General features: G+C 45.3%; 11 protein-coding genes, 1 tRNA gene and 1 other annotated feature. Of the genes, 9 read left to right on the top strand and 3 right to left on the bottom strand.

All coding sequences use genetic code 11. The features are described 5' to 3' along the window. Window positions 1-32: 32 nt before the first annotated feature. Window positions 33-1,877 (bottom strand): asparagine synthase (glutamine-hydrolyzing), encoded by a 1,845-nt coding sequence (gene asnB, locus MKZ09_RS27380; RefSeq protein ID WP_076208310.1) that lies wholly within the window; start codon window positions 1,875-1,877, stop codon window positions 33-35. Window positions 1,878-2,021: 144 nt separating this feature from the next. Here asnB and MKZ09_RS27375 point away from each other — a divergent pair, with 144 nt between their 5' ends. After that, the gene (locus MKZ09_RS27375; protein ID WP_076208307.1) at window positions 2,022-2,378 is read left to right on the top strand and encodes a hypothetical protein; all 357 of its coding nucleotides are present in this window, start codon (window positions 2,022-2,024) and stop codon (window positions 2,376-2,378) included. Between the two features lie 208 nt (window positions 2,379-2,586). Beyond that, a tRNA-Arg gene (locus MKZ09_RS27370) sits at window positions 2,587-2,660 on the top strand. A 1,681-nt stretch (window positions 2,661-4,341) separates the two neighbouring features. Here the strand turns inward: MKZ09_RS27370 and MKZ09_RS27365 are convergent. Next, window positions 4,342-5,250, bottom strand: a complete 909-nt coding sequence (locus tag MKZ09_RS27365) for a serine hydrolase domain-containing protein (protein WP_076208303.1) — start codon at window positions 5,248-5,250, stop codon at window positions 4,342-4,344. Between the two features lie 444 nt (window positions 5,251-5,694). Between MKZ09_RS27365 and MKZ09_RS27360 the strand changes: the two genes are divergently transcribed. From MKZ09_RS27360 to MKZ09_RS27330, 7 genes are all read left to right on the top strand, one after another. Next, complete coding sequence (locus tag MKZ09_RS27360; RefSeq protein WP_036686978.1) at window positions 5,695-6,708, top strand: LacI family DNA-binding transcriptional regulator; 1,014 nt, start codon at window positions 5,695-5,697, stop codon at window positions 6,706-6,708. A gap of 24 nt (window positions 6,709-6,732) precedes the next feature. Further along, on the top strand, window positions 6,733-7,482 hold the full coding sequence (locus tag MKZ09_RS27355) for an alpha/beta hydrolase (RefSeq protein WP_076139003.1): 750 nt from the start codon (window positions 6,733-6,735) through the stop codon (window positions 7,480-7,482). 62 nt (window positions 7,483-7,544) lie between these two features. Further along, window positions 7,545-8,468: an ABC transporter permease gene (locus tag MKZ09_RS27350; protein WP_036687012.1), complete on the top strand. Its 924-nt coding sequence runs from the start codon at window positions 7,545-7,547 to the stop codon at window positions 8,466-8,468. 17 nt (window positions 8,469-8,485) lie between these two features. After that, the gene (locus MKZ09_RS27345) at window positions 8,486-9,385 is read left to right on the top strand and encodes a carbohydrate ABC transporter permease (RefSeq protein WP_076208300.1); all 900 of its coding nucleotides are present in this window, start codon (window positions 8,486-8,488) and stop codon (window positions 9,383-9,385) included. Window positions 9,386-9,442: 57 nt separating this feature from the next. Further along, window positions 9,443-11,047, top strand: coding sequence for an extracellular solute-binding protein (locus tag MKZ09_RS27340; RefSeq protein ID WP_076101011.1), 1,605 nt, complete (start codon window positions 9,443-9,445; stop codon window positions 11,045-11,047). Window positions 11,048-11,156: 109 nt separating this feature from the next. Further along, window positions 11,157-13,325 carry a beta-glucosidase BglX gene (bglX, locus tag MKZ09_RS27335; RefSeq protein ID WP_076139005.1) on the top strand — a complete coding sequence of 723 codons (2,169 nt, stop codon included), beginning with the start codon at window positions 11,157-11,159 and terminating at the stop codon, window positions 13,323-13,325. 46 nt (window positions 13,326-13,371) lie between these two features. Continuing rightward, entirely contained in the window at window positions 13,372-16,716 is a 3,345-nt protein-coding gene (locus MKZ09_RS27330) for a GH36-type glycosyl hydrolase domain-containing protein (RefSeq protein ID WP_076208297.1), read from the top strand. 62 nt (window positions 16,717-16,778) lie between these two features. Here MKZ09_RS27330 and MKZ09_RS27325 read toward each other — a convergent pair whose 3' ends face one another. Further along, window positions 16,779-18,644 carry an arginine--tRNA ligase gene (locus MKZ09_RS27325; protein ID WP_076208295.1) on the bottom strand — a complete coding sequence of 622 codons (1,866 nt, stop codon included), beginning with the start codon at window positions 18,642-18,644 and terminating at the stop codon, window positions 16,779-16,781. Window positions 18,645-18,684: 40 nt separating this feature from the next. Then, window positions 18,685-18,903 (bottom strand) — a binding site (T-box leader). Window positions 18,904-18,979 lie beyond the last annotated feature (76 nt).

The following is an 18,979-nucleotide window of genomic DNA, read 5'->3' as shown; positions in this document are numbered from 1 at the left end:
TGGCTTGTCGATTACCTCAGTTCTCTACGCGCTTATTGGATGGAGACGTTATATTTACGCAGCCAGAGATCCACTTGGGCGAGGTAAGCAAACAGCTGAGGACCGGACATGAGCTGGCCGAACCAAGGCAGATTGGTTGAGGATTCCGGGGAAGCGGCGATCTCACGGATTTTGGCAGCATCAATTAACGGAAGTAGGGGGGAAGTGGAGTCATCCAGAATGTTTAATACCTGAGTTCGTACCGCATTTAAATAGGCAGGGTTATGAGTTTTGGGGTAAGGGCTTTTTTTGCGGTAGAGCACATCGTCTGGAAGAATGCCTTCAAGAGATTTACGCAAAATCCCTTTTTCACGGCCCCCCAGATTCTTGATTTCCCACGGAATATTAAATACATATTGAACGAGTCGGTGATCACAATATGGAACACGTACCTCTAGCCCCGCGCCCATGCTCATCCGGTCTTTACGGTCTAGCAGAGTAGGCATGAAGCGGGTGATATTCAGATAGGACATGACGCGCATTTGTGCTTGTTTTCCCGTTTCTCCATCCAACTTCGGAACTTCAGCCACCGCATCGCTATATCTGTCACCCAAATATTCCAGTGGACGAATCCACTCGTTAATTTCTGGGGAAAGTAGACTTGCACGCATTTTCGGAGCAACTGACCAAGGAAAAGTGCCTGAGGAGAGCATTTCCTCACGGTGGAACCAAGGGTATCCGCCAAAAATCTCATCCGCAGCTTCACCGGAAATAGCTACTGTCGCGTTCTTTTTAATCTCCCGGCAAAATAAGTACAACGAAGAGTCCACATCGGTCATCCCTGGTAAATCCCTAGTGTACAAAGCATTATCCAGCGCTTCTACAAGCTCCGGGGTATCGAACGAGATGTAGTGGTGGTTTGTATTCAATTCATCGACCATTCGTTTAATCCACGGCCCATCTGCTCCCGGCTGGAAAGTATGACTTTTGAAATGTTTGTCGTTATCTACATAGTCTACGGAATAAGTATCCACTTGTCCCTGACCATTCCGGTTGTAGTAATCCACTGCAAGTGCCGTCAGCGCACTGGAATCCAGCCCTCCCGACAAAAGAGAGCAAACAGGGACGTCTGAGACCAGTTGGCGTTCGAGTGTATCTTGGAGCAGTTCACGCACCTTAGCGGCTGTCTCTGCTTCATTGTCAGTATGCTTTGTGCTCTCCAGCTTCCAATAGGCATAACTGCGCAGACCTTCACGGCTATAGATCATAGCATGACCTGGACGAAGCTCTTGCATATCCTTATAAATACCATGACCCGGTGTACGCGCTGGACCGATGATGAAGATTTCTGCGAGACCTTCCGGACCCACGACTGGTTGAACCTTAGGATGCTGCAGTAACGCTTTAGGCTCTGAGCCAAAAACCAGGACATCATCAACCTTGCTGTAGAACAGAGGTTTCACACCTAAACGGTCACGTGCAAAAAAGACTTGGTCCCGAAGACCGTCCCATACTGCAAAAGCAAAGATTCCATTGAGTTTTTCTGCGCAATCCGGCCCCCATTCGATATAGGAATGCAGCAGCACTTCTGTATCGCACTGGGTGCGGAATTGATGCCCTCGCTGCTTAAGTTCCTGTTTGAGTTCGAGGGCGTTATATAATTCGCCGTTGTAAACAATCGCGTATACCTGTTCCTCATGGCGGGTGATCATGGGCTGGGCACCGTTCTCCGGATCGATAACGCTAAGTCTGCGGTGACCGAAAGCACAGGGGCCTGAGATCCAGGTTCCGGCTGCATCGGGGCCGCGGTTTGCTAAAGTTTCAGTCATTTTGACCAGCAGCTGCGAGTGCTGAGTGAGATCTCCGCGCCACTGGATAAATCCGGTTATTCCGCACATGATGGTTCATCCTCTCTTTTGTGCGATTGTTGTCCTTACTTTTTTGCCAAGTAATACAGATATATGCCGAAGGAAGGCATAAAATGTATGTCCTTATCCGAACACTAGGGGAGAGGGGAATTTGCCAGGAGGGAAGGATGACAGGTGTATTATATTAAAGACGCCAAAATTCGCAGAATGATGGAGTACGATGGTGCGCCTTGTGCAGAAGTGGGTGTTTTGCCGGGTGCTGTTAGTGATTCTGCGCTTTTGGTGTATATCGTTGAGGATCGGCGTGAAGAAGGATATGAGATTGTCCGTATTCTGACTAATGATGCTGATACCTCTACCGATTGGTTTGATAACAATATGCATGACGCTTTTCAAGATGTGACCTCGAGTGCATTTACAGGCAGTAACTTCATGTCGCCAGAAGATGAGCATTCCAAGTTTCAACGAGAATTACTCACTTTTGGGGATTTAAAAAAGCAGCTGGAGAAGCGTTTTCGAAAGCTGGAGTAAATATCGAAGGTTGTAAAATGCACACTGGAATCGCTGAAAAGGACGGCAGAAATGCCGTTTTTTTCATTTCCTGTGGTTACGCTGATGTGTGAAAAAGCTGCACCGGAAACACTATTATTATTTTTCTAAGTTGTTTTGACTTGAAAAATCCGCTGAATAAGGTATAATAAATATCGTTGCGTCAATACATAATATTTATTTCTTATATGTCCCGGTAGCTCAGCTGGATAGAGCATGCGCCTTCTAAGCGCACGGTCAGGGGTTCGAATCCCTTCCGGGACGTCAATTAACAGCCTTCCTTCGGGAAGGCTGTTTTTGCGTGCGCGAGTTTTAGTTCGAGTCACACACGGGGTACCTTTGTCTTCCTTCTTGATCTAAACCTCGAAATTCGAGTCATCGTTGAACATTAAACTTCGAACGACTAGATTATATTTGCACATACGTAGCAGCTATCGGACCCAGATGACCTTAAATGCTGAAAAGTGCCACATTTGCAATGTTATCGGACTCCATCGTCGCTATTGGTACCAAACGTGCCCCAAAAGAGCCGCTTTCTCAGGAATAGCTGCACTGGAGTCCGAAACGTTGCTCAAAAGGCGATAAATGAGCAAATAGCGTCACCTGAGTCCGCGAGCCTCCTCAGTCTGAGTAATACTGGTTACTTGGTGTGTTGAGTTATTTGTAGGCGGTGGGGACTTACGGTTTGAGCATTTATTGGTGTGAACGCTTTGGCGTGTTTAGTTACTTATCATCGTTGAACATTAAACTTCGAACGACTAGATCACATTTGTACATACGCAGCAGCTATCGGACCCAGATGACCTTAAATGCTGAAAAGCGCCACATTTGCGATGTTATCGGACTCCATCGTCGTTATTGATGCCAAACGTGCCCCAAAAGAGCTACTTTCTCAGCAATAGCTGCACTAGAGTCCGAAACGTTGCTCAAAGGGCGATAAATGAGCTAATAACGTCACCTGAGTCCGCAAGCCTTCTCGGTCTGAGTAATGCTGGTTACTTGGCGTTGTTGGGTTGCTCATAGGCGGTGGGACTTACGGTTTGCGCATCTATTGGTGTGAACTTTTGGGCGTGTTTAGCTACTAATCATCGTTGAACATTAAACTTCGAGCCTCTAGACCACATTTTCACCTACGCAGCAGCTATCGGATCCAGAGGACCTTAAATGCTGAAAATTGCGGGATTTTCGATGTTATCGGACTCCATCGTCGCTATTGATGCCAAACGTGCCCCAAAAGAGCCGCTTTCACAGGAATAGCTGCACTGGAGTCCGAAACGTTGCTCAAAAGGCGATAAATGAGCAAATAGCGTCATCTGAGTCCGCAAGCCTCCTCAGCCTCAGACAGTAATGGTTACTTGGTGTGAGGAGTTACTTATTTTGCACCTACGCAGCAGCTATCGGACCCAGAGGACCTTAAAAGCTGAAAATTGCGGAAATTTCGATGTCATCGGACTCCATCGACGCTATTGATGCCAAACGTGCCCCAAAAGAGCCGTTTTCTCAGGAATAGCTGCGCTGGAGTCCGAAACGTTGCTCAAAAGGCGATAAATGAGCAAATAAGGTCATCTGAGTCCGCGAGCCTCCTCAGCAACAGAAAGTGCTGGTTACTTGGTGTGAGGAGTTACTTATTTTGCACCTACGCAGCAGTTATCGGACCCAGAGGACCTTAAATGCTGAAAAGTGCCACATTTGCGATGTGATCGGACTCCATCGTCGCTATTGGTGCCAAACGTGCCCCAAATGAGCCGATTTCTCAGGAATAGCTGCACTGGAGTCCGAAAGGTTGCTCGTAAGGCGATAAAAGAGTAAATAACGTCACCTGAGTCCGCAAGCCTCCTCAGCCTCAGACAGTGCTGGTTACTTGGCGGTGTTAAGTACTAATCGCGGAAGAATGTTAATTACCCATTATGCGCACGCTAACCTCAAGCCATAAAAAAGACCGCTCCTAAAGAAGCGGCCAGATTTCCTCCCAGACGGTGTCCAGGATTCCCTGCATGTTATCTTCCATGCTGTTTATTGCAATGACTGCTTGAGCATCCGGCACCACAAGACAGAATTGTCCATGAGCGCCATCGGCACGGTAAGCGTCGTGGGAGCAGAGCCAGAATTGGCAGCCGTATCCTTCTCCCCAGTCGCCGTTTCCATCATTGTCGATCTGTTTTTGTGTAACAAAATCGATCCATGCTGCGGGGATCAGTTGCTGGCCCTGCCACTTTCCTTGCTGTAAAAGCAGCTGTCCAAACCGGCTTAACTCTTCCGTGTTAATCTGAAGTCCGGCACAGCCAAGGGTTACCCCTTGAGGTGTTGTTTCCCAATCGACATTGTTTATGCCCAGAGGTGCAAACAAACGAGGTACCAGATAATCCTTTACGGTTTGCCCGACGCGGGCTTGCACCATTGCAGAGATCATAATGGTATCTCCGCTGCTGTATGTAAATTTCTCTCCGGGAGCTCTGTTTAAAGTCAGAGACAAATAATGCTGCACCCAATTTTTATCCTTCAAGGCTAATCTCTCTTCAGCCCAAAATGGAGGGGAGTCGTGCCCTGTACTCATTCGCAGCAAATCGAACAAAGTTATATCTCCGGGCTGCATGGAAGGAAGTGTTGGTTTAAGAGGAGAGGCATACTCCGGAAAAACATCTCTAAGCGTTGTTTCCAGTGCCAGCTTCCCTTCATCAATGGCAAGACCTACTGCCATACAAGTAAAAGACTTGCTGACGGAATGCTGCAAGCGCCGAATATCCTCCGTGAGATCCAGTTTTCCCACAAGGTGTCCGTTTTGAAGCACACGAACATTGAAGATATTCAGGTTTCGTTCACGAGCCTTAGCTGCGAATGGAGCCATGTTCAACATAAAAAGAGTCCTTCTTTCTCTTGATATTCCTAGCTAGGATAGCGAAGTGACAAAAAGAAAAACTAGAAAAATGAGTGGAAACGTTTTCTGTTATTGCGATGAAAATCGCTAAATTGATGGTATTCCATTCTTATTTCAAAGTCAATAAAGCAAGAAAAACTATTGTTTGATATATAAATACCTTTTATTTCTAATTTATTGATTAAGTAACTATAGACTTATTGTAATTTTAACCAAATAAAAAGTGATGAATCACAATTTTTTTTGTGTTTTTAGTTGACTTATAAAAATTACCTGTTCATAATGGACGAAGTAAACGAAAAAAACGCGCTAAGGACTCAAAATGATGTCGTGGGAAACGTTTCCCATCATTTCATGCGTTTCCACAACCTGATTTTCATCGGGTGAAGGGGGGACTCATCATAGGAGTGGAGCAAGGTAAATATGAATATCAAAGATATTGCAAGGCTATCAGGCGTGGGTATCGCCACAGTCTCCAGAGTAATCAATAATAGCGGTGTTGTAAGCGATACAACTAGAGCTAAAGTAATGGCGGTTGTTAGAGAACATAACTATATTCCAAACGGTAATGCGAGCAACTTGAAAAAAACGCGATCCAATACCATAGCGCTAATGGTAAAAGGGATCTCAAACCCGTTTTTTGCCGACATGATCAAGGAAGTTGAACGCCAGGTGAACCTGCGGGGATGTCCGCTAATGATCCAGCATGTAGAAGATGGAGTAGACGAGATCGATATCGCTCTACAGCTTGTAAAAGAAAAAAATCTATATGGCATAATTTTTATGGGCGGAACGTATGATCACTCCGAAGATAAATTCAAACAATTAAAAATTCCATTTGTTCTGACTACCATCACGACTACAAAAGAAGTCGATCCTGCTGTTTTTTCAAGCGTGATCATTGATGATCTTCAGGAATCTTATAAGGCTGTCAGCTATTTAATCTCATTAGGACATCGCAATATCTGTTTTTTGGCCAGATTTCCTCTGGTGCAAAATACAACAGGCAATCGGCGGCTTATGGGATATATCAAAGCGCTTGAGGAGCATGGAATTGAGTACGACCCTTCAATGGTAGAGGATTGTGAATATAGTCCCAGCTCTGGCTTTACAGCTACCAAACGTCTGCTCAATAAGAAAAAAGATATCACTGCTGTTTTTGCTGCATCAGATACGATTGCCATTGGGGCGGCTAAGGCGTTATTGTCCTTGGGCTTATCAATTCCAAATGATGTTTCGATTATCGGATTCGACGGGATTGAAATGGCAGAATATTATCATCCATCTCTGGATACGATCAGCCAACCCGGAGTGGATATGGCGAAGGCCAGTGTTGAAATTTTGTTTGACCTGATCACAGGTGATTCGCAAAACAAACATATGGTATTCGAATCCGTACTGGTTAAGCGGGGATCTTGCAAGAAAATAAACAAATGAATAAGAACGAAAAGGAGATAACTCATGGCATTATTAACAGTTGAGACAGGCTCTCCTACCTTGAGAATGACAACGACCATCAGTATTATCTCCCCCGTCGATTCAGGCAACATGTCTGGAGGAACGCTCTACCTGCTGCATGGTGCTGGTGATAACGCCAGTACTTGGCACAGGATGACTACTATTGAGCAGTATGCAAGTCAATATGGTTGCACAGTCATAATGCCCCAAGTAAACAGGAGCTATTATACAGACATGGAGTACGGACTGGATTACTTCCACTATGTGACCCATGAGCTTCCCGAGCTTTGTGGCCGAATGATGAGGTTGGATGATAATCCGCAGAAGACGTATATCGCTGGTTTATCGATGGGCGGGTATGGCGCTCTGAAATGTGGACTTACCTATCCCGAGCGTTACAGCAAAGTGGTTTCGTTATCAGGAGTTACCGATCTCCAGAAACGATTAAACGATCCGCAAATGTCCAAGGACATGGCGAGGGAGATGGCGGGTACTTTTGGAAAACGCTTACAAATTAAGCCGGATCAGGATCTGTTCGCTTTAGCCGCTAAATTGGTCGACGATCGACGTAACCTGCCTTCGATTCTGACTTGCTGTGGTTCGGAAGATCCGTTTGTGGAGATGAATCGGGAATTCGCAGCTTACCTGGAGACGACCCCTTATGAATTTCAGTATGTTGAGACCCCTGGAACTCATGAATGGCGATTCTGGGAGGAACATCTGAAGACAACCTTTGATTTCTTGTACAACTAAAAGACATAAGCAGAGTGAGGAGATGCAAATTGAAATCCGAAGTTGCAATACCGGCTAAAAAAATGAACGACAGCAGATTCCAACTGTTCCTAAGAGAAGTCTGGAAGAACAGAATGGTCTATACTCTGGTGCTTCCTGGACTAGTGTGGCTTTTCCTATTCGCTTATCTGCCGATGGGTGGCCTATCTCTGGCTTTTAAAGATTTTAAAGCGAATTTAGGAATTTGGGGCAGCCCATGGAGCGGATTCGAGAATTTCACCTATGTGTTCCGTGACCCGGCTTTTATTGATGCCGTATGGAGAACGTTAACCATTAACATCGGCAAGCTGATTATTCAGTTCCCTTTTCCAATCATATTGGCCTTGCTGCTGAATGAACTGCGCATGAATCGTTACAAAAAAGCTTTACAGACGGTGTTCACATTTCCGAACTTTCTGTCATGGATCGTAGTATCCGGGGTTGTTATCAATGTGCTTTCCTATGATGGACTGGTCAACAGCCTCATTCAAATGTTTGGCGGGACAGGCATTAACTTCCTGGGTTCTGAAAAAATGTTCGTTCCAATGTTGTATCTTACGGATATCTGGAAATCAGCAGGTTGGGGAGCCATTATTTTTATGGCCGCTATTTCTGGTATTGATACAGACCAATATGAATCCGCACAGATTGATGGTGCTACACGCTTGCAGCAAATGTTCCGCATTACTCTGCCTAACATTCTTCCGACGATTACGATTATGTTTATCCTTTCCGTCGGTGGCCTGATGTCATCTGGATTTGACCAAATCTTTAACTTGAGCAACGCTGCAACGAAAAACGTCTCGGAAGTACTAGATGTGTATATCTACCGAATCACGTTCCAGTCCTCAACAGACTTTTCATTCTCCACTGCAGTCAGTTTGTTCCGTTCACTTGTTAATATGATTCTGCTGATTCTGGCAGATAGAGCTGCCAAACTTATGGGCGGAGACGGTTTATTCCGGTAAGAAAGGAGTGCAAATGTATGAGTAAAAAAAAGCTGACCATTATGCAAGACCATAAAAAAATGACCTTTATGGATTATGTGATTTTCATAATTCTGAGTGTGGGCGCTTTGGCCATTCTTATTCCATTCTGGAATGTCATTATGATTTCTTTTTCTACGCAAAAAGAATACGCTGATAACCCTATGATGTTATTTCCGAAGAACCCAACACTGGAATCCTATCGGGCACTCTTTGCTGATGGGCGGATCGGGACAGGGTATTGGAATACCTTTAAGATCTTAATCTTAGGACTCCCGCTTAGCTTGTTCTTAACGACAAGTATGGCTTACGGCCTTAGCCGCAATAAATTCCCGGGTAAAAAGCTGATTTTTATGCTTGTCCTCTTCACAATGATTTTTAATGGCGGGATTGTACCTTTGTACCTGGTGATGAAGGATCTGCATCTGACAGGCAACCTTTGGTCAGTTATTCTGGCTGGAAGCTTCAGTGCGTTTAACCTGATTCTGATGTCGAACTATTTTAGCAGTCTGCCTGAGTCCCTGATGGAATCTGCGCGACTTGATGGTGCTGGGGAATGGAGAATCCTGTTCTCTGTAGTCCTGCCATTATCTGCTCCAATCGTAGCTACCATCACATTGTTCTACGGAGTAGCCTTCTGGAATGGATGGTATGACGCCATGATCTTCCTGCGGAAAGCGGATCAGATGCCACTGCAGAACGTGTTGCGATCTATCATTATGGAAGCCCAAGTGAATGCATCGAATGCCACAAGTGTTGACGCAGTGGGTAAGCAATCATTCTCTATGGGTATGAAAATGGCGGCAGTATTCGTTACCATGGTTCCTATTATGTGTTTCTTCCCAATGCTCCAAAAGCACTTTGCCAAAGGGGTACTTACAGGGGCTATCAAGACCTAGTGGTTTATGATTTATCCATATAAAAGAGGGTCAGTCACACAATTTAAGGAGGACAAAATGAATATTTTAAAAAGAAAATCTGTAAAGTCAATCCTTGCCGGTGTTTTATGTCTTACTCCAATCATGTTGGCAGCATGCTCAAGCTCAGACAACAATGCTAATAGCGGAAATTCAGGCAATCCAACAGATGGATATAAAGATGAGTTGAAGATTTCGTTAGCCAGTACCATTAAGACAACAGAATCTGATTTTGATAACGTGTATCATAAATATTTTACGGATAAGTTCAATATTAAATGGGATTACAACTATATTGAATGGGATTCATGGGCTGAGAAGCTGCGCCTGTGGATTAACTCTGGTGATCTTCCTGACGTAGCAAGCTGGAACTATGTTCACGGTGATGCGCTTAATTACATTGATCAAGGGCTGCTGTACAAGCTGCCAGATGACTGGAAAGAACGCTGGCCGAATGTGGCAGCCGCTTATAAGCTGACAGGACTTGGCGATGAATTGGAGAAAGCGGTAGGTGGCACTTATGTTCTGCCAAGACCGGTATACTTTGAGAACAAGCCGGCAGATCCGCTCATTAACCAAATCGGAGTAATTGCTCTCCGTTCTGACTGGGCTAAAGCCGTTGGTTTTGAATTGAAGGATGCCTACACTACTACAGAACTGATGGAATTTGCTAGATTGCTTAAAGAGAAGGACCCTGGCAAGGTAGGAGATAAACTCATTCCTATTTCTTATGACATCAACGATGCTTTGACTAATATTGTAATGGCTAATAGCGTGCACTCCAGAGTAGAGTCAGCATTCTATAAAGATGCAGATGGCAAATACCAATGGGGTCCAGCCAACGATGAAACGTTAGCGGCACTGAAAGAACTTCAAACTACTTATAAAGAAGGATTACTGCACCCTGAGTTTTATACTTGGAAAAATGGCGAATCTGGCCAAAAGTTCACAGTTAACGGTGTTTCCGGTATTACGAGTCTAGGTGGTTTGGCTTCTTACAGAAAAGACATGGATGTTAAAATGAAAGATAACCTAGGTGTAAATAGTGATGACCTAGTGCACACAGCTATTGTACTTGGCGATGACGGTAAATATCGTAACCTTGATCAAGTTAACTTCTGGTCTGCTGTAATCTTCTCGCCAGATATTAGCAAAGAGAAATTTGAACGGATTATGGACTTCATGGAATATACAACAAGTAAAGAAGGTCAATTGACCGTTAACTTGGGCTTTGAAGGAACAGATTGGAAAAAAGGCGAAAATGGCGAATTAATCAGCCTGCTCCCTGAAGGAACAACATTGGATAAGAAATATCCGAACCGTTTTGAAGGACTGTATGTCTTGGCGGATGACTTTAGTGTCGTGAACCCTGCGATCAAAAAAGAATATCGCGATCGTTCTGTAGAACTGTTCAAGGAAAAAGCTGAGCTTGCGTTAAAAGACAAAGCAACGGCTGAATATGACTGGGATTACCAGTTGTATGATTCCAAGGCTAAAAATCAGGCTTCCTTTGACTATGCTACAGAATACACTAACCTGATTTTGAAACCAGGCGATCTAGAGACGAACTGGAAAGAATGGGTTAAGAGCAAACAATCCCTCGTTCAGCCGGTTCTAGATGAACTAAACAATCTAAAAAAATAGCTTTCGCCCTATGCATGTAGGAATGAACCTACAGGACCCGCGTGCAATTCTTGCACACGGGTTTTTCCATTCATAGGCATCGGCAGAATTGAACAATGGAGGATTTGAAATGAATGAGCAGCAACTGACTACCTTGTTGAACCAGATGACGCTTGAAGAAAAGATTGCACAATTGCAGCAGCTAGCCGCTAATTTCTATGAAGGGGCAGAGGATGGAGGACAAATCACTGGCCCTATGGCATCCATGGGAATTACGGACCACATGATCGAGAGCAGCGGCTCTGTACTTGGTCTATCAGGTGCAGCGCAAGTCATTGCGGTTCAGGAAGCCCATTTACGCAAAAATAGATTGGGCATTCCCTTGCTGATGATGGCGGATATTGTGCATGGCTTCAAGACGATTTTTCCGGTCCCGCTGGCAATTGGCTGCTCTTGGGATATGGATCGCGCAGAGCTGAGCGCCGAGATTGCGGCTAAAGAAGCGGCAGTCTCCGGTGTGCACGTTACTTATGCGCCAATGGCGGATCTTGTACGGGACCCGCGTTGGGGAAGAGTAATGGAATCTACAGGAGAAGATCCATATTTGAATGGTAGGTTTGCCCGTGCGTTTGTGCGCGGATTTCAAGGAAGCGACTTGACTGGTGATGTAGATCGTCTGGCGGCTTGTATTAAGCACTTTGCTGCCTATGGTCTATCCGAAGGCGGTCGTGATTATAATACGGTGGATTTATCGGAACGGCAGCTGCGTGAATATTATCTGCCGGCCTATCGTGCAGCACTGGATGAAGGTGCAGAAATGGTCATGACTTCATTTAATACGATTGATGGGATTCCGATAAGCGGCAACGTCAAGCTGCTTCGCCAGCTGCTTCGTGAAGAATGGGGATTTGATGGCGTATTGATTTCGGATTGGGGTGCAGTGAAGGAACTGATCCCACATGGTGTCGCTGAGGATGAGGCTGAGGCAGCACTTAAAGCCATCAAAGCTGGTGTAGACATCGAGATGATGACGGCTTGTTACGTTCATCAGCTTCCGGCGCTTGTTGCAGATGGACAAGTAGATGAAAAGATTATTGATGAAGCTGTGCTTCGTATTTTGAAATTGAAGCAAAGATTGGGCTTGTTCGAGCATCCGTTCCGCGGAGCTGACGTCGAGAAAGAGCGTGAGGTAATTTTCTGTGAAGATCATCGAAATGCGGCGCGTGAGTTGGCGGTTAAATCCTGCGTACTGCTCAAGAATGATCAGGTTCTGCCGCTTGCTGCAGAGCAACGGATTGCGCTAATTGGACCGTTTGCTACTAGCGGAGATATTCTTGGACCGTGGTCGTGGTTGGGTTCAACGGAAGAGGCAAGCCGTCTTGCACCGGCACTTCAAGCTCGGGCAGGTGCGGGTAAGATTACTGTTGCAGAAGGTTCTGGAGTCGATAGCTTTACAGAGGAACAGTGGCTGGAGGCGGAAGCGGCTGCTAAGCAAGCTGATGTGATTGTACTGGCGCTTGGTGAACATTCAGAGATGAGTGGAGAAGCGGGCAGCCGTTCAGATATCCGTTTGCCGGAAGCGCAGCTTGAGCTTTTACAACGTCTGAAACAGCTGAATAAGCCTATCGTGGTGGTGTTGTTTAATGGACGTCCACTAGACTTGGCCGGTGTGTACGAGCATGCAGATGCCATTCTGGAAGCCTGGTTCCCGGGCAGTGAAGGCGGAGCAGCGATTGCTAGTCTACTTTATGGAGATGAGAATCCTTCAGGAAGATTAACGATGTCTTTCCCGGTATCCGTTGGGCAGATTCCAGTCTATTACAATCATTTCAACACTGGACGCCCATTACATGCTCCGGGTGCCGACAAACGTTATGTCTCGCAATATCTGGATATTCCTAATGAGCCGCTTTTGCCATTTGGTTTTGGATTGAGCTATACGACATTTAGCTATAGTGAACCAATTCTGTCCGGTGAAATCATGACTGAAAATCAGCCTATTGAAATTAAAGTTACGGTGACCAATACTGGAGAAGTAGATGGGGAAGAGGTAGTGCAGCTGTATATCCGAGACATTTCCGGAGAGGTCGTCAGACCGATGAAGGAACTGAAGGATTTTGCCAAGATCAACCTCTCACCAGGGGAAAGTCGTGAAGTGACCTTTACCCTTACCGAACAGCAGCTTCGTTACTATCATAGCGATCTAAGCTTTAGCAGCGATCCGGGACGATTTAAATTATTCGTCGGTTCGAACAGCAATGAGGTTAAAGAACGGGATTTTTGCTTAACATTAGCATAAGTAGAATATATACGGCAGTAACGCCGTAATGGAGGAAGTGTATAATATGACTACTAATTTGAATACTAACATCCGTTTAAACGCCGGGGATCTATCCTTCACTTTTACAAACAGCGGGGACTTGTTCCAAGTCCTCTACGAACGGACAATGATCAATCAATTGCTGCCAAGCATTGTGGATGGTTCATTATCCAATCTATATTTGCGAGTGCACAATGATGGAAACATTCAAGCCATTCCTTTGCTTGGCATTCATTCTTCAAGCACTGTACGTAAGGCTGGAAACCGTTTGGTTTGGGAAGGTACTGCGGAAAATATAGAATATCAAGTTATTTTCACTCCTACTGCAGGAGGAGCTTGGTTCTGGGATGTGAAGCTTACTGGACAAAATGCAGAGGTAGATCTTGTGTACGGACAGGATGTAGGGATTGCTGATATCGCCGCTGTCCGCAGTAATGAAGCTTACCTGTCACAGTATATCGATCATGCAGTATTTGAGGATCAATCCAACGGGTACGTTGTTTGCTCTAGACAGAATCAGCCGCAGGGCGGGAAATTCCCATATCTGCAACAGGGTTCACTTACCAAGGCAACAAGCTTCTCAACAGACGGTTTTCAATTCTTTGGACTGTCCTATAAAGAAACCAACCAACCAGAGAGCCTGGGTCGTGAGCAATTAAGTAATGAGATCTATCAATATGAATTCGCATATACTGCGCTGCAATCGGAACGGGTGAAGCTGAGTGGTGAAACACGGTTTGTGTTCTACGGATTGTTTAAGCAAGATCATCCAGAAGCGATCACTGCGTTAGAATTTGCTAATGATATTGCTGCGGCTTGGGATGCTGTTAAAGATTTACCTTTAGAAGCTGAAGCAGCACTTGAACGTTCTTTCTTCTCGAAGGAGCTGGGAGCACCGCTGGCTGCAGATTCGCTGACAGAGAAAGAGATCGAGGTCTTGTTTCCGGTTCGTTATCAGGAGGAGAGAGAAGGAGACACACTACTTTCCTTTTTCACGGAGAATTATGAGCACGTAGTATTAAAAGAGAAAGAAATGCGCGTAGAACGGCCACACGGCCATATCCTGATGAGTGGGGATAACGCTCGACTTAATGATAAGGTCATCACAACAACTTCTTATATGTACGGGATCTTTAACTCCCAAGTGGTAATTGGAAATACCAATTTCAACAAGCTAATGTCCAATCCAAGAAATGCGCTTAACATTCCAAAAGCTTCAGGACAACGCATTTATGTAGAGTGGAACGGTGAATATCGTTTGCTGACCATGCCTTCTCTATTTGAGGTTGGTTTCAACTATGCTCGTTGGTATTACAGAACAGATGGTGAATGCTTCATTATTACGAACTACACCACCGAAGATTCGCCAGAGATATTCCTGAATGTGCGTTCGGAAAGCGGACGAGCTTATCGTTATTTAGTCACTAATCAAATCACCATGAACGTTAATGAATACGAGCTTCCATATCAATCCAAGCAAGAAGGTGGAGCCGTAATCTTCTCGGCTGACAGAAGTGCACTAAGTGCTGGTGAATATCCTGACTTACAGTATAAATTACAGGTGCAGGGTGCGGAGTTAACTCTGCAGGATGAAGGTAGACTTGTCTCTCCTGTTCAACCAACTGAAGCACCGTTAGCAGTACTGGAGCTGTCTGCCAGCAGTGAATGGACCTTGAATATTCAAGGCCTTCTGGATGGTAAGTCACTTGCTCCAAGAAATCGTTCAGCTGAGGAAGAGATTTCTGCTTATCGCGCATTTTATGCTGGTGTGATGAATGGCTTCCGCCTGACGCTTGGGGACGGAACAGAGGGTGAACTGTTTAAAGTTAACGCTCTGACTTGGTGGTACACACATAACATGCTGGTTCACTATTCGGTTCCACATGGTTTAGAGCAATATGGTGGCGCTGCTTGGGGAACACGGGATGTATGTCAGGGGCCTGTGGAATATTTCATGGCTACGCAAAAATACGAACAGGTTCGTGAAATTTTGCTGACGCTGTACAGTCATCAATATGAAGATGATGGCAACTGGCCACAGTGGTTCATGTTTGATAAATACACGAAGATACAACAAGAAGAAAGCCATGGAGATATTATTGTATGGCCGCTTAAGGTGCTTGGAGACTACTTGGCAGTAACTCAGGATTACAGCATCTTGGGAGCAACAGTACCTTATACCCGTAAGCACAGCTTTGACTTTACAGAAGAAAAAGCGACGTTGCTGGATCACGCACGGAAGGAAATTGCTTATATTAAGGATCATTTCCTGCATGACACACATCTGTCTTCTTACGGTGATGGAGACTGGGATGATACGCTCCAGCCTGCAAATCCACAGCTGAAGCAGTATATGGTTAGCAGCTGGACAGTGGCGCTTACCTATCAGACACTTAATCAGTTCTCAGAGGTACTTCGTTCAGTTGATCAAGCTGAGGCAGAGGAGCTGAAGGCGATGGTGGAAGGAATCCGTAAGGATTTCCATACTCATATGCTTCAATCCGAAGTGATTCCTGGCTTCCTGTATATGGAGGACCCTGAGCAAATTAAGCTTATGGTGCACCCAAGTGACACAGAAACAGGTATTCAGTACCGTCTGCTGCCAATGACGCGCAGTATGATCAGTGAGCTGCTTACTCCGGAACAGGCCGAAGCACACTATGATGTCATTCAGGATAAACTATTCTGTCCTGACGGTGTACGTCTGATGAATCGTCCAGCTCAATATGTTGGCGGGGTCAGCACTCATTTCAAACGTGCGGAGCAAGCGGCTAACTTTGGCCGGGAAATTGGACTTCAATATGTGCATGCACATATCCGTTATGTAGAGGCTATGGCCAAGCTCGGTAAAACTGATCAGGTCTGGAAGGGTCTGGCAGCGATTAATCCGATCGGAATCCGCGATGTGGTGCCAAACGCTGAACTACGTCAAGCTAACTCCTATTTCAGTAGCTCGGATGGTAAATTTAACACCCGTTATGAGGCACAGGAGAATTTCGATAAACTGCGCAATGGTGACGTAGCTGTTAAAGGTGGCTGGAGAATCTATTCCAGCGGTCCTGGGATCTATATGAACCAGTTAATCTCGAATGCACTGGGGATCCGTACGGAAGGTGGAGACTTAATTGTTGACCCTATTCTGCCAGAATCGCTGGATGGAATGCATTTTAGCTTTGAATATGCAGGCACTAAGGTAGATTTTATCTATCACCTTACAGGTCGTGAGATCAGTCGAATTACTATCAACGGTACAGAAGTGCAAACAGAAGGTACACCTAACCGCTATCGTAACGGTGGTGTTCGCATCAAACGTGCGGACTTTGATCGCCTCAGCACGGAAGCTGGAAATGTGATAGAGATTTATAAGTAACATTATATATAGAAGGGCAATCTCCGCGTTAAGCGCGGAAATTGCCCTTTTTTTTGTATCTTCTACATTCGATTCGGTGTCGGTAACCCAAGCACTTCGAGCACATCTCCCAGGGTATCCTTGAATCTTGAAGTAAGCCAGAGGCGGAATTCGATCGTAGCTGGATCACCTTTTAGAATCGGACATACAGAATAGAAGTTGTTGAACAGTGTAGCTAAGGTATGTGCGTAAGTGCAGAGCGTATTTGGCGTTAACTCTATACTTGCTGAATGTAATATCTCTGGCCAGAGACTTAGCTGTCTTAGCAGCGCAAGCTCTGCTTTTTCCAATTCGGAAGGGAACTGAAGCTGTGCGGCAGCTTTAAGGACTGGGATCGTAGCTTTACTCAAAACACTTGTCGCACGTGCAAAAGTATACATCAGATAAACTCCGGTATTGCCGGATATTTCTGTAGCCTGTTTGAAATCAAACACGATTTCCGTTCCCAAATTAAACCGTAGCAGATAGTAGCGAATCGCAGCAGTGGCAATCATTCGGCTGGAGAGGCCGTCTTTATCGGAACGTGTGTGTTCGATGTTCTGTTCCATCAGTTCCACCAGATCGCTCACCTTAATCCCGATTCCCTGGCGTCCGGACATAGCATAAGAAGATTTGCCTTCTGAAATATCTATACCCAGCTCGGCCGCCGAGGCGGGACTAAGAGATACAACACCATAACTCACATGATGGAGTTTGTCTGCTTGCTCGTTATAACCTAGTGCCCCTAAGGCTTGCTTAACCATCTGTTGTGGATATTCCTGTCTGTAATCGATCACATTGATGAGTCTGTCCGCCTGCCCATAAGATTCTTGGGTTCCAGTTAATCCTGTTGTCCATAAACCGGACGAGAATTCGCTATAGGAGAAATCTCTGGTCAAAAGACCAAATTTCCAGAGATGATAGGCAATATCTTTGGCTGTATACGTTAAAATCCCATTCGAACGCACCAGCACCTTATCAAGATGATGCTCCTCTGAATCCGCTCCAATGTTAGCCTCTGTTCCTTGCTTCAGCACCCAGCAGCCTGCGAGTTTTCCTTCAGTCTCTTGTACAAAAACAGCTGTCTGCTTCAGTAGCTCAGCTGCGGCTGCCCAAAATCCCTCTTTTAAAATACTGCTCTCCCATACCAGCAAATCATAATAAATCCCAAAATGTTTCATTTCCTCTACATGCTCTCTAACGATGCGTTCAGCTACAAGGTTGCCCAGCCAGGCTTCGTTACCGCCCCCTAGTTCAAGGGAGTGCAGTATATCTGTGCGCTTGTGTGTCATCTCAGGGTTCAGCGCATATTCTTTGTTCACTTTGGCATAAAGATCCCAGCAAAAATCACCGAAACGTTGGTGTTCCCCTTCTAGAGGTATATTTAATAATCCAACAACTGTATCTGCCAGCTGATTGCCGAGATCATCAATGTAGTTATGAACCTCTACGTTATACCCAGTTCTTTTCATAATTCTGACTAGAGTATCGCCGATACAGGCGTTTCTTAGATGACCTACGTGAGCGGCTTTGTTGGGGTTGATAGAAGTGTGCTCGATGATGACTTTTTCTCCAGTGCTGGCAGGCAGTTCAAAGGAATGTTCAGCCCAGCTTTGCCAATTCATATACAAATTGATAAATCCGGGAGCAGCGACTTCAACTTTTTGTAAAAGACCGGCGAAGCGTCCTTGGAATTGAAGCTCTGCTTTCACTAATTCTGCTATGACCATTGGGGATTTTCGTAAAGTTTTGGCTAGCTGCATAGCGATATTGCATGAATAATCACCATGTTCTAGATTTGCTGGCTGTTCGATCAGAACGGCAATGTCCTCTGGATATTCAGCTCCTAAGGTATTGAATACACGTTGTACACTGTGCTCGATTCCGTCTTTGATGATTTGATTTAACATGGTATACCCTCCTTTGAAAATACAAAAAAGCCCTCGTCTCAAAAGAGACGAGGGCTTTAGCGCTCGCGGTACCACTCTCGTTGCTGAACAAGTTGTTCAGCCACCTTACGGGATAACGGCCTTCAGCCGGGACTTCCTACTAAGGTTCAGAAGTCCATCTCACGGGTGCGCTTCATTAAAAGGATCTGTACCGGCTTACACTCTCCCGGCTCGCTGAGGACTAGATCTCGTTAACTACTCTCCCGCTCATCGATGCTTAATTAATTTTTACCAGTATACCTAATATTTCATAAAAAGCAATAGTGGTTAGCTTCTTAACAATCTTGGTTGCTCTT

Origin of the sequence: Paenibacillus sp. FSL R5-0908 (assembly GCF_038006245.1) — a bacterium.
Classification (GTDB): domain Bacteria; phylum Bacillota; class Bacilli; order Paenibacillales; family Paenibacillaceae; genus Paenibacillus_AQ; species Paenibacillus_AQ odorifer.
This window is presented reverse-complemented; position numbering and strand designations above follow the sequence as displayed.